9 protein-coding genes are annotated in these 12953 nt (G+C 71.9%); 4 read left to right on the forward strand and 5 right to left on the reverse strand.

The annotated features are described in order from the left end of the window. Positions 1-6: 6 nt before the first annotated feature. Positions 7-1407, forward strand: a complete 1401-nt coding sequence (locus tag AC5WAM_RS07195; RefSeq protein WP_495522021.1) for a helix-turn-helix domain-containing protein — start codon at positions 7-9, stop codon at positions 1405-1407. A gap of 220 nt (positions 1408-1627) precedes the next feature. Beyond that, positions 1628-4807 carry a M20/M25/M40 family metallo-hydrolase gene (locus AC5WAM_RS07200; RefSeq protein WP_495522022.1) on the forward strand — a complete coding sequence of 1060 codons (3180 nt, stop codon included), beginning with the start codon at positions 1628-1630 and terminating at the stop codon, positions 4805-4807. Positions 4808-4893: 86 nt separating this feature from the next. On the opposite strand, the gene AC5WAM_RS07205 is transcribed toward AC5WAM_RS07200, so the two are convergent. Then, the gene (locus AC5WAM_RS07205) at positions 4894-5310 is read right to left on the reverse strand and encodes a cold-shock protein (RefSeq protein ID WP_366791710.1); all 417 of its coding nucleotides are present in this window, start codon (positions 5308-5310) and stop codon (positions 4894-4896) included. A 130-nt stretch (positions 5311-5440) separates the two neighbouring features. Further along, a complete protein-coding gene (locus tag AC5WAM_RS07210) occupies positions 5441-7183 on the reverse strand; it encodes a flavin monoamine oxidase family protein (protein ID WP_495522023.1) in 1743 nt (580 codons plus the stop codon). Between the two features lie 77 nt (positions 7184-7260). Here AC5WAM_RS07210 and AC5WAM_RS07215 point away from each other — a divergent pair, with 77 nt between their 5' ends. Beyond that, entirely contained in the window at positions 7261-8013 is a 753-nt protein-coding gene (locus AC5WAM_RS07215) for a hypothetical protein (protein WP_366791696.1), read from the forward strand. A gap of 135 nt (positions 8014-8148) precedes the next feature. Beyond that, entirely contained in the window at positions 8149-8430 is a 282-nt protein-coding gene (locus tag AC5WAM_RS07220; protein WP_366791697.1) for a DUF5988 family protein, read from the forward strand. A gap of 84 nt (positions 8431-8514) precedes the next feature. On the opposite strand, the gene AC5WAM_RS07225 is transcribed toward AC5WAM_RS07220, so the two are convergent. The 3 genes from AC5WAM_RS07225 to AC5WAM_RS07235 form a co-directional block, all read right to left on the reverse strand. Continuing rightward, a complete protein-coding gene (locus AC5WAM_RS07225; RefSeq protein WP_495522024.1) occupies positions 8515-10707 on the reverse strand; it encodes an MMPL family transporter in 2193 nt (730 codons plus the stop codon). 69 nt (positions 10708-10776) lie between these two features. Beyond that, positions 10777-12351: a PH domain-containing protein gene (locus tag AC5WAM_RS07230; RefSeq protein ID WP_495522025.1), complete on the reverse strand. Its 1575-nt coding sequence runs from the start codon at positions 12349-12351 to the stop codon at positions 10777-10779. Next, complete coding sequence (locus AC5WAM_RS07235) at positions 12348-12878, reverse strand: PH domain-containing protein (protein WP_495522026.1); 531 nt, start codon at positions 12876-12878, stop codon at positions 12348-12350. Before AC5WAM_RS07235 ends, AC5WAM_RS07230 begins: the two co-directional genes overlap by 4 nt. Between the last annotated feature and the right edge of the window lie 75 nt (positions 12879-12953).

The raw sequence follows: 12953 nt of genomic DNA on the forward strand, positions 1-12953 counted from the left end.
GTCGGTGTGTCAGAGGCGGTTGACCCGGGGTGGGCGGAGTTCGGGCGGCAGTTGCGGTTCCACCGCCGTCGGGCCGGACTCACGCAGTTGCAGCTCGGCCGGAGGGTGGGCTACCACCACAGCTTCATCAGCAGGCTGGAGAGCGGGCTGCGGGAGCCGCCCTTCGACCTGGTGAGCAGGCTCGACGCGGTTCTGGAGACCGGTGGGCAGCTCGCCACGGCCATCGCGTCGCCGCGCCAGTCGCTGTGCGTGCCGGGCCGGTTCCTGACGGCGCCCACGCTGTTCTCGCCGATCCCGGGGGCGGACACCCCCGGTGCCGAGGTCCCCCTGACCGCGCAGCACTGGCCCGAGCGGCTGCCCGCCGAGGGCCTGGCCTGTCCGCTGCACGGGACGGTGGGCTGCGCGACGCCCGACCGCAGTTCGGTGACGGACCTCCTGAACGGGCTGACCGGGCCCTACGGCCGCGCGGGCGAGGCGGCCGCCGCGGAGGTGGAGCTGCTGCACGGCCTCACCGCCGTGCTCGCCTGTCTGATCCGCGAGGCGTTCGCGCAGGTCACCGACGCGTGCGTGACCACGGTGGAGCGGCTGCTCCGCGGCGTGGCCCGCTGGGCCGAAGCGGTCAACTCCACGGGCCGCCTTCCGTACGGCCAGCTGCGGCTCGCCGCGCAGTACGCCCAGGTCTCGGGGCGGCTGCGGATGGAGCGGGGGCAGAGCGGTGTCGCCATGGCCTGGTTCGGGCACGGCCTGCGCTGGGCGGACGCGGTCCAGGACGCCGAGGCCCGGGCGACCCTCCTCAGCGACATGTGCACCCTCGTCCGGCTGGACGGGGACGCCGCCTCGATGCTCGTGTACGCGGAGGCCATCGGCGCGGTGGACGCCAAGCGGCGCTGGATGGCGACCCTGGCGGACCTCTACCAGGCGCGGGCGTACGCGCTGAGCCACGACTCCGAGGCGTGCCGGCGGCACATCTCGATGGCCCGGCGCAGATTCGCCCGCCTCGACGACCGGGACCGCCTGGAGGCGCCCTGGCTCTCGGGCGCCGAAGGGGTGGTGCGCCTGGAGTCGGCGATCGGCGGCGCGCTGCGCGACCTCGCGGTGATGACGGACGACCGGGCGGTGGCCCGGCGTGCGATCGAGGCCACCGCCCGGTCGTACGCGCTGCTTCCGCCCATGATGCACACCACGCGCCTGCTGCTCACCCTGCGGCTCGCGGACAGCTGGGCGTGCGCCGGTGATCCCCTCGCGGCGGTCGCCCTGGCCCGGCCCGTCCTGAAAGAGGCGGTGTGCGCGCGGGAGTTGATGATCACCGCCGAGTTGCGCGGACTGCACAGCCGGCTGGCCGGGCGCTGGGGGGACCTGCCGGAAGTCCGGGAGTACCGCGAGCGGCTGCGGAGCGTGTCGGAGTGAGGCGGCGGTGGGCCCGGCGCGCTTGCCAGGTTTTGACAGGGTGTGCCGGGCGCCCGAAATCCATTGACCGCGGCCCGGGCCGGTGTGAGGGTTCCGCCAGCCATGGGGGTGTCATGTCAGTGTCAGTTCAAAAGCGGAGCAGCGGGCAGGACCGCGAGAACCGGCGCTGACATGCCCCCCTGGCCCAGCGGAGCCTCAACACCTCTCACAAGGAGCCGTGATGCTCAGAAGATCCGCAGCGGCCGGGATAACCCTGGCCATGGCACTCGCGGGGGTGGTGGCACCGGCGTCCTTCGCCTCGGCCGCGCCGCCCGCGGGCAAGCCCGACCCGCGCGCGAAGGCCGTCGCCGCCGCCGACCAGGCGACACGGAGCGGCCTCGACTCGCTGGCGAAGGGGCCCGAGGAGCAGTACGACCGACACCAGGTCGTCCCCTGGGGCAAGGGCCTGTACTCCGTCGCGTACGAGCGCACCTACCGCGGTCTGCCGGTGGTCGGCGGTGACGCGGTGGTCCTCGCCGACGGCAAGGGCAAGGTCCGGTCCGTGCACTCCGCCACCGACGCGAGGATCTCGGTCACCACCAAGGCCAAGGTGAAGGCCGCGCGGGCGGTCAGGACCAGCCGTGCTGAGCTGGCGTCGGTCAAGAAGGTCGAGTCCAAGCGCCTGGTGGTCCGGGTCAGGAAGGACACGCCCGCGCTCGCCTGGGAGACCGTGCTGACCGGCAGGACCAAGGCGGGCGACCCCAGCCGGCTGCACGTCTTCGTCAACGCGCTCACCGGCAAGGTCGTCGATACCTACGACGACGTGCACGCGGGCACCGGCCGCAGCAAGTGGAACGGCCCCAACCCGCTGACCATCGACACCTCCCGCTCCGGCAACAACTACGTGCTGCGCGACACCACACGTCCCGGCCTGCAGTGTTCGGACTACAGCGGCGGTCTGTTCACCAAGGCCACCGACGACTGGGGCACCGGCAACCCCACCAGCCGGGAGACCGGGTGCGTCGACGTCATGTTCGCCGCGCAGAAGCAGTGGAACATGTTCAAGGAGTGGTTCGGCCGCAACGGCCACGACGGCAACGGCCGCAGCTGGCCGGTGCGCGTGGGCCTCAACGAGCTCAACGCCTACTGGGACGGCTCCTCCGTCACCATCGGCCACAACAGCGCCAACGAGTGGATCGCCGGCATGGACGTCGTCGCCCACGAGTTCGGCCACGGCCTGGACTCCAACACCCCGGGCGGGGCGAACCACGAGAGCGGCCTCGGCGAGGCCACCGGCGACATCATGGGCGCCCTGACCGAGGCGTACGTCAACGAGCCCGCCCCCTACGACACCCCCGACTACACCGTCGGGGAAATGGTCAACCTCCAGGGCCGCGGGCCGATCCGGAACATGTACGACCCGAGCCGGATCAACAACGACCCCAACTGCTACTCCGCGTCGATCCCCAACACCGAGGAGCACAAGGCCGCCGGGCCGCTGAACCACTGGTTCTACCTGCTCGCCGAGGGCTCGAACCCCGGCGGCGGCAAGCCCACCAGCCCCACCTGCAACAGCAAGCAGGTGACCGGCGTGGGCTTCAAGAACGCGGGCAAGATCTTCTACAACGCCATGCTGCTCAAGACCAGCGGCATGACGTACAAGCGCTACCGCACGGCCACGCTGACCTCGGCGAAGGCCCTGGACTCCAGCTGCGACCTGTTCAACGCCACCAAGGCCGCCTGGGACGCCATCAGCATCCCGACCCAGACCGGTGACCCGACCTGCGAGGGCCAGCAGAACGACTTCTCCCTCGGCCTCAACCCGGCCTCGGGGAAGGTCGATCCCGGCGCCTCGACCACCGCCACGGTCAACACCTCGACCGTCACCGGCAGCGCCCAGCAGATCTCGCTGACCGCCACCGGCGCGCCGACGGGCGTGAGCGTCTCGTTCGACCCGGCCACCGTCACCTCGGGGTCCAACTCCACCCTGAAGATCGCCACCACGTCGTCCGCCGCGGCCGGCACCTACCCGATCACCGTCACGGGCACCGCGGGCACCAAGACGCACACCGCCCAGTACACGCTGACGGTGGGCGGCGGCGGCAATCCGACGCCTCCGCCGGACATCGACGTCGCCAAGGTGCAGGCGCACCTGACGCAGCTCAACACCATCGCCTCGCAGAACGGCGGCAACCGCCGTTCCACCGGCGCCGGTTACCGCGCCTCCCTCGCCTACGTCAAGGGCAAGCTGGAGGCCGCCGGGTACCAGGTCACCGAGCAGACCTGCGCCTCCGGCTGCTCCGCGGGCGCGGGCAACAACCTGATCGCCGAGTGGCCGCAGGGCAACGCGGACAACGTCTACATGTTCGGCGCGCACCTCGACAGCGTGGCCGCCGGGCCCGGGATCAACGACAACGGCTCCGGCTCCGCCGCGATCCTGGAGGCGGCCCTCGCCCTGGCGCAGAACAACCCCGCCATGAAGAACCGCGTCCGCTTCGCCTGGTGGACCGACGAGGAGCAGGGCCTCAACGGCTCCGACTACTACGCCAGGTCCCTCAACGGCACCGAGCGCGCCAAGATCAAGGCGTACTACAACTTCGACATGATCGGCTCGGTCAACGCCGGGTACTTCATCAACAACCTGAACTCGGCGGCCTCGGCCCCGATGAAGGAGTACTGGACCTCCCTCAACCTCGCCCCGCAGGAGAACGTCGAGGGACAGGGCCGGTCGGACGACTCCTCCTTCCAGCAGGTCGGCATCGCCACCTCCGGCTACGCCACCGGCGCATCGGCCACGAAGTCCGCAGCCGAGGCCGCGAAGTGGGGCGGCACCGCGGGCCGCGCCTACGACCCCTGCTACCACTCCAGCTGTGACACCACCGCCAACATCGCCGCGACCGCCCTCGACCGCAGCTCGGACGGCGTGGCCTACACGATCTGGAAGACCTCCGTGGGCGACAAGCCCGCCCCCACGGACGACTTCTCCATCTCCGCCAACCCGGGCGCGGGCACGGTCGAGCCAGGATCCTCCGCGAAGGTCACCGTCGCCACGGCCACGACCAGCGGAAACGCCCAGCAGGTGAAGCTCTCGGCCTCGGGCGCCCCGGCAGGGGTGACTGTCACCTTCAGCCCGGAGTCGGTCACCTCGGGTGAGTCCGCCACCGCCACCGTCGAGGTCGCGGCGGGCACGGTCGCCGGCACGTACAACCTGACCTTCACGGGCGCCGGGCAGGTCAGCCACACCACCACGTACACCCTCACCGTGCCCGGTGGCGGCGAGACCACCTGGCAGGTGGGAGCCACCTACGCGGCCGGGGACATCGTCACCTACGAAGGTGTCCGCTACCGCTGCATCCAGGGTCACACCGCCTACCCGGGCTGGGAGCCGCCGAACGTTCCCGCCCTGTGGGAGGCCATCTGACCATCAGCCGTGACCGGTGGTCCCGCCGCGGGGCTCCGGTGACGTGACGAGGGCGGTGGGGTGCGCACCCCACCGCCCTCGGCGTGCTAGGAGGCGACCCAGCCGTGGTCCCGCGCCAGCTCGAGGACGCAGGCCCGCACCCGCTTGATCTGGTCGCCGGTCAGCGAGCCGACGGAGTCGAGCAGCGCCTCCGTCAGCTCCTGGGTGAACTCGTCGGCCGGGGAGAGCTCCCCGTCGCCGGGCGCGGCGGCGGTCCGGGCCGCGAGGCCGCCGCGCGGGAGCTGGTGGGAGGTGGACTGGTGGACCAGGCGGATGTTCGACGCCTTGGGCCCCTTGTCCCCCATCTCCATGAAGAACTCGACGACGCTGCCCTCCTGGTAGAGGTACTTCTCGCCCACGAGGTCGTTCGCGTGCATGAAGACGTCCTCGTCGCCCGTGTCGGGCGCGATGAATCCATAGCCGCGGACCTCGTCGAACCGCAGGACCTTCCCCACCGTCAGCACACCCATGCCACCACACCTCGCCACAACCGCACGGGAGGCACCCACCCCTGTGCGGGCCTCACCGATGACCGAATCTTCACCGGGAACCTACCGTGCCCGGTGCCCGGCCGCCCAGGCCGCCCCCCGCCGCTCAGCGGTCGCCCCGTTCCCCGGCCAGCTCGCGCAGCACCGCGTCCGCGCAGCAGACGACCCCTTCGATCGAGCCGGGGTCGGGCGTCCAGCAGTCGCTGACGAGGTGCACCGCCTCGCCGGGCAGGGGGCGGCGCACCCGCGGGGCCACGGTGTCGGGGTCGTGTCCGGGGCGCCACACGTGCCAGGCCCCGTCGTGCGGCGGCCGGTTCCAGTCCTGCCAGCGGGCGAGCAGCGGGGCCGCGAGCCCGGGCAGGCCGTGCATGCGCGCGACGAGGCGGTGGGCCCGCTCGACCGTGGCCGCGCCGGGGACGGGGGCGGCGGGGTCGGGGGCTCCCCCAGCGGTCCCCACGGCCGCCCCCTCGGCGGCCCCGGCGGCGATCCCCGCGGCGGCGGTCCACGAGGCGGTGGCGGGCCCGCTGGGATACGCGGCGAGGAGCAGCCCCGGGCCGTCGTCGCGCGAGGCCGCGGGCGGCGGGCAGGTGCCGCCGTACCAGAGCTGGCGCAGCGGCAGGTCCGTGGTGGCGCGGCCGCGCGTCATGCCCAGGCGGCGCCACCACGCCGTCTCGTACAGCAGGAACAGCTTGTGCGCGGGCACGGCCTCGACCGCCGCGAGGTCCGCACGGAGCCGGGGTGTGAAGGGCAGCCCGTCCTGGGCGAGGCGGAGCAGCGGCCCCGGCGGCAGGGCGAGCAGGACGGTGCGCGCGTGGACGCGCAGCCGCTCCCCGGTGACGCGTCCCCGGGGGTCCTCCAGGGCGAACGTGAGCCGATAACGGGGCGGGGGCTCGCCGCGCCCGGTGGCCGCGCGGGCCGCGTCCGGCTCCGCGCGGTCGACGCGCAGGAGCCGGTGCCCCAGGCGCAGGCTGCCGCCGGCCGCCGTGAAGCGGTCGCACAGGGCGAGGGGCAGGCGCTGCATGCCGTGCCGCAGCGTCACGTACTCGGCGTCGGGCGGGGTGCGGAACAGCAGGCCGAGCTGTTCGGCGGCGCTCTCGCCGCTGGTGCCCACGTCGTAGCCGCCGGTGTCGTGCAGGAGCGCCACGGCTTCCGCGCCGAGGACCGTGCGCAGGGCGTCGGCGTAGGTCGTGTGCCGCAGCGGGAGGCCGCCGGCGGTCGCCGTGTCCCGCCGGGCGCGGAACGCGGCTGCCGTGCGCGCGGCCCGGTGCGCGTCGCCCTGTCCGAGCGCCTCGTGGTGGGTGCGGCGCAGCTCGGCGAAGCCGGGCACGAGGGCCTCGGCCGCGTGCCGCACGAGGTCCCCGGGGTCGAGTCCGCGCTCCCGCTCCCGCAGGTCGTACGGGATCCGCGTGGGATCGGCGAGCTGGTGCTGACGCAGTGTCACTCCGCGGACGTGGACGGGGTTCTCGGGGCGTCCGAAGTCGAAGGGCACGAGGTCGCCCGCGAGTCCGGCCCGGGCCACGACGTCGAGGACCCGCCGCAGACCGCGGTGCAGGCGCATCGCGCCGAGGTCGGCGACCGGGGCTTCGCTCCCCTGCCCCATGCGCACCGTCCACAGCCGTCCGCCCACCCGGTGCGTGCGCTCGAAGAGGGCCACGGGGCCGCTCCCGGAATGTCTGGCCGATTCCTTTCGGTGGACGATCCTTTCGGCCAGATAGCAGCCGCCGATTCCGGCTCCGACTATCGCGATGTCGAGTAACGGAAGGGCGGGCGACGGCTCTTGAGCGGGCGTCACCGTGTTTGCCCTTGCATGGTTTACCGCACTCTGCTGGTGATCTACAGTCGCGCTCACGCAGACGTCTTAGCACATTCGGGTTACCCGGTGTCCCGCGAACCCGAAAGCACCGCCTCAGCGTTGGAGAGGTACCCATGATCTTCCGTAAAGAAGTCGCCGCCGAAACCGCGCACGCCTACGACACGTTGTCCGCCTACTTCCAGGACGTACGGTCGTTCTTCGAAGTCCTCAGCGTGCGGTTCAGCCTGCCGGAGTACGGTGTGCGCCTTCGGCCCATAGCCGGGAACGAACTGTTCTCGAACGCCAACAGCTATCTGCTCTCCGACGACAGCTCCTATCCGTACTACCTGTGGCTGCCCAGCTGGCTCGGGCGCTTCTACATCGACGCCGACCGGATCGCGGACGGCGGGCGCGCCGACGACGTGAGCACCGCGCACGCGCGCCACATCGCCTTCGTCTGGCCGTGGCTCGGCTTCAACGACGCGTACGTCAAGGACGCCGGGGAGCCCGAGTGTTGGTTCGGCGTGGCGGACCCCCGGCCGCAGGACCCGCACGAGACGGTCCGCACCACGGCGCAGAGCCTGTTCAACTACTTCCGTCTGGAGCACACCCTCGACGGCGAGCACCACGGCTGGCTGACCGGCCACTTCACGCCCCACCCCGAGGTCGGCTGCAACCTCACGGGCCGCTGGCACCTGCGCCGCGTCCCCCTGTCGGCGCTCACGAACTACTACGAGGTCGAGAAGAACGTCATCCAGCCGCTGGGTGAGAAGTTCACCGAGCTCGCGGCCGCCACCGTCCCCGCCCCCGACGGGCAGGCGCCGCGGCCGGAGCTGAACGGACGGCGGCTGCACCCGGAGCCGGTCCCGGTCACTGTGCGGTCGTGAACCCTTGAGGCCCACCACCCGGGCGCATAGGGGTCATTGAGGGGTGCCGGAGGTCTTTCCGCGGACCGCGTGGCCGCAGAACAATCACTCCGAGTCCGAGGTGCCAATCCGAGGTGCCAAGACGAGAGGTGACCCATGCGAGGAATCGACCACAGCATCTCCGCCATCACAGTGAACCCCGTCCACCTCGAAGGCGGCCCGAGCACCCTTTCCGGAACCGTCGTCCTCGCCGAGTTCCCCGATGTGATCTGCTCCGCCGAGAAGGTCAAGATTCGGCACGGAAACGGCTATGAGCACTACGAGTTCATCGACGCTCCGGCCGCGTCGGGCGGGTCCCGGGTGAATTCTCCGGCGTACGACGGGGATTCCGGGCCCCGGAAACTGCGCTGGGTGGGCCGCACGAAAATCGCGGAGTAATCCGGGCCCGTCCGCCTGATCCCCCACGGAAATCGGGCCCCACCGCCGAGGCGGTGGGGCCCGATTTCCGTGGGGCGTGAGAGGTCAGTCGCGGCGGCCGTGCGGCGGGTACTGCGCGTACGGCGAGCCGCCCTGGGCGGGCACCGGCTGCTGGTAGCCGTCGTGCGGGGGCTCGTTCCGGTGCGGGGCGTCCGGGGTGATCCGGCGCGGCCACCAGGCGGCCCGGCCGAACAGGGCGGTGAGGGCGGGCGTGAAGAACATCGCCATCACGAAGGCCGAGATCATGATGCCGAAGGCGACCGCGAAGCCGATCTGGGCGAGCGAGACGTCACTGGCCAGCAGCATGGAGGCGAACGTGCCCGCGAGGATCACACCGGCCGCGGCCACCGTCGGGCCCGCGTGCTGGATGCTCTTGGCGGTGGCCTCCCGCGGACCGAGGCCTTCCTTCGCCTCTTCCCGCAGCCGCGCGACCATCAGGATGTTGTAGTCGGTGCCGATGGCGACGACGAACAAGTACATGATGACCGGCAGGAAGAAGGTCAGGCCCGACTGGCCCTCGATCTGCTGGAAGAGGATCACGCTCGCGCCGAGCGTGGCGCCGAAGCCGAGCGCGACCGAGACCATCAGATAGATCGGGGCGACGACGCTGCGCAGCAGCAGGCCGAGGATCAGCATGATGAGCGCGGCCGCGGTCGGGAAGACCACCGAGAAGTCCCGGTTGACCGCCTTGTTGATGTCGACGAACACCGAGGTGACGCCGCCCACCTTGGTCTCGGTGCCGGGCGGGGCCTGTTCGTGGGCCGTGGTGCGCAGCGGGCCGCGCACGATGTCCATCGCCTCGCGGCCGTTGGGGTCCATCGTCAGGACGGCGTTGAACTCGGCGGTCCTGCCGTCCTTGCTGAGCTGGGAGCGGGAGGCGTCGCCGACGCCCTTGACCTGCTTGAGCTGGGTGACGAAGGCCTTCATGTCGGCCTCCTGGAGCTTCTGTCCGTTCGTGGAGCGCATCAGGACGGTGCTGGGGTTGGTGCTGCCCGCGGGCAGGTCCTTGCTCATGGCGTGCAGGGCGACCTGCGACTCCTTCTTGGAGTTCTCGTCCTCCTGGCTGGCGAACGTCGGCTTGTAGCCGAGGGCGCCGAGGGCGAGGACGACCATGAGGAGCCCGGAGCCGACCACGAACCGGCCGGGACGGCGGGCCACGGACCGGCCGAGGGCGCCGAACCGGGCCGCGCGCGGCTCCCGCTGCCAGGACTTGGACGGCCAGAACACCTTGGTGCCCATGAGGGAGATGACCGCAGGGATCAGCGTCAGACAGGCGATCAGGGTCACGCCGATGGCGATGGCGAGCGCCGGGCCCATCGAGACGAGGAAGCTGAGCGAGGACAGGAGGAGCGCGAGGAAGCAGACGATGACGGCGCCCGCGGCCGACGCGATGGCCTCGCCGACGCGGCCGACGGCCGAGATCATGGCGGTCTTCGGGTCCTCACCGAGCCGCAGCCGCTCCCGGTAGCGGAACATCAGGAACAGGATGTAGTCGGTTCCCACGCCGAAGAGCACCACGATGAGCAGCGACGACACCGAACTGTCGGCCTTGAGGTGGAACACCTTGGCGCAGGTGGCGATGAGGCCGTTGGCGACCTGGGAGACCAGCGTGATCCCGACGATGGTGAGGATGGTGATCGTCGGGCTGCGGAAGATGATCGTCATCAGGACGATGATCAGGCCGATGGTGCCGAGGAAGATCAGCGAGTCGGCCTCCTTGGAGGCTTCCTCGTTGTCCAGCTGGGTGGCGGCGTCACCGGTGACGCCCGCCTTCAGACCCGAGTCGGCGACCAGCGGCTTCAGGTCGTCCCGCATGTCCTCGACCGCGTGCTGCTGGCCCTTGTCACCGGCCTTCACGTCGGCCATCGACACCATCACCGTCTGCACCTTCTTGTGCGGCGACGGCGGCGCGGTGATGACCTGCTCCACCTTCTCGTACTTCTTGGCCTTCAGGGCCTTGCCGACCTCGTCGACCTTCGCGGAGTCCGCGGCGGTCAGCGCCTTGCCGTCCGCACGCGTGAACACCACGATCGCCGAGGGGCTGAAGCCCTTGGGGAACGCCTTCTCCTGGATCTTCTGGGCCTGGATCGACTCGTAGTGCTTGGGAAGGAACTCTGCTTGGTCGGATGTGGTGGTCAGCGACGGCGCGAAGCCGATCACGGCCGCCCCGGCGATGAGCCAGGTGATGATCACCAGCCACCGGTGGCCGACGACGAAACGTCCTAGGGCTTTGAACACGGTTCCTTCCTCCACTCCGGATCACTCCGGAGTACTCGGTCTTCTGCTCTTCCAGGGGGGCTTGTGGGGTCACCCGGCGGGCGACGGCTCGGGCGCGCGGAAGGGCGCGACGAGGCCGGGCAGCGCCGCCTCCGCGAAGGACAGCCCGTCGCGCACGTCCACGTCACGGATCCGGACCGCGCCCTTCCCGGCGGCCGTCGTGGCGGTCAGCGTGAACAGTCCGGCTCGGCGCTGGCCGTACGTCTGTCTGCCCGTGAAGCCGACGATCCGGTCGCGCCGCAGCGCCACCGTGCGGCGCACGAACGTGCCGTGCCGTACGACGATGTAGTCGCCGCTGAGGGCGTGGCCGAGGCCGCGGTAGGCGTCCCGCGCCAGCAGGCAGCCGAAGGCCGCGGTGAGCAGCGCGGCCGCGGCACCGCTCCACCAGGGCAGGACTCCGGCGGCCGTCCCGGCTCCGGCCGCGGCGGCCGCCGCGGCCGGAGCCAGCAGACAGCCGCGCACCAGACGGCGGCGCAGCGCGGGCCGGGGGTGACCGCGCAGCTCCGCTTCGGCGATCGGCGACGCCGCTTCGTTCAGGACGTCGGCCGTCACCCGGTGCGCGGAGTCCAGGGGCGCGGGCGGCAGGAGCTGCGCCGGGTTGGAGAAGCGGTTCGCGGGCCCGCCGAGACCGGTGGCCAGGAGGGTGAGCCGGGCGGCGGAGACCGCGCGCAGTGGCAGCGGCTGGCTGAGCTCCACGCCGCAGACGCGCCGCTCGGCCACGGACACCGAGCGGGAGGTGAGCAGGCCCCGCATGAGGTGCAGGGAGCCTTCCGGCTCCCGCTCGATGCGGTGGCCGTACCACGCCTCGGCGAAGGACACGAGGGAGCCCGCGACCCCGATGGCCAGGAGCACGGCCGCCACGGCGGCGACGGCCACCGCGACCGGCAGCGCGTCGAGCCGGTCCCAGGTGTCCCGTGCGAGGCGGCTGTCGGTGAGGTCGAGCCCGAGGGTGTCCAGGAGCTTGGATCCGCCGGTGACCACGGCCAGGACTCCGGCCAGGCTGGTGACGGTGAGCGGCGCGTAGCGGGCCCAGGACCAGCTCAGCCTCGCGAGCGGCACCGGCAGCGCGGGGGCCGCTTCGGTGCCGCCGCCCGGCCCGCCGCGGTTCAGGAGCAGCGCCCGGAACTCCACGGCCTGGGCGCGCGAGATGCCGTCGAGGACCAGTTCGTCGTCCTCGCTCTTGCCGGTGTGCTGCCCCGTGCCGACCTTGACGGCCGCGAGGCCGAAGAGGCGGTGCACGGGGTTGGCGGTCAGGTCGGCGCTGCGGACGCGGTCGCGCGGTATCGACTTGTCGGTGCGGAACAGCAGGCCGGAGTGGAGTTCGACCTCGCCGTCGGTGATGCGGAAGCGGGTGGTCCGGTAGCGGACCCACTCGTGTCCCGCCTGCACGGCGGCGACCACGATGTACGAGCCGAGCACGATCCAGCCGTGCGTGTTGAGCAGGTCACGGGCCAGGAACATGGTGCCGAGCAGGGCGGCGGCCGGGCCCGCGAGCCAGCTGACGCTCACGACGACCATGCGCGGGTGCAGGCGCTGCCACGGCGGCTGTGCCACGGGGGTGCGGGGCGGGCTCGGCACGTCGGGCCCCTTCGTCGCCGTCGTCACGTGCCGTCCTCGTGCAGGGCGCGGACGCGCTCGGTGAGGTCGCGGACCATGGCGGTCGCGAGCGTGTCGTCCAGGCCCGCGATGGTGACCGGGCCCGCCGCCGAGGCGGTCGTCACGGTCACCGCGGACAGGCCGAACAGCTGCATCAGCGGGCCGCGCTTGGTGTCCAGGGTCTGGATGCGGGTGAACGGCACGACGCGCCACTCCCGCACGAGCCAGCCCGACGCGGCGCACACCGCGGCGCCGTTGGCCTCCCAGCGGTGCACGCGGTAGCGGTACCAGGGGGTGAGCAGCGCGTAGCCGACGCCGAGGGGGCACACGGCCGCGAAGACGGGCCACAGCCACGACGGCGCGTCGGGGAGCAGCGCCAGGGCCGCGAGGGCGGCGAGCACCGGCACGACGACCAGCACGTTCTGCGTCGTCCACCAGTAGACGGCGCGGCGGTCCAGGCGGCGGCCCGGCCGCGGCGCGCCCAGCGCCTGCGGCCCGTCCGGCGCCGGCACCGGCTGCCGCGTCTCGTGTGGCACTGCTCCTCCGCCCGGTCGGCTGTCCTGATGACACCAGCCAAACAAGCGGGGCGGCGGAGCAGGCAGAGCGGTTCG

This window comes from Streptomyces sp. JLYT201, assembly GCF_059448825.1.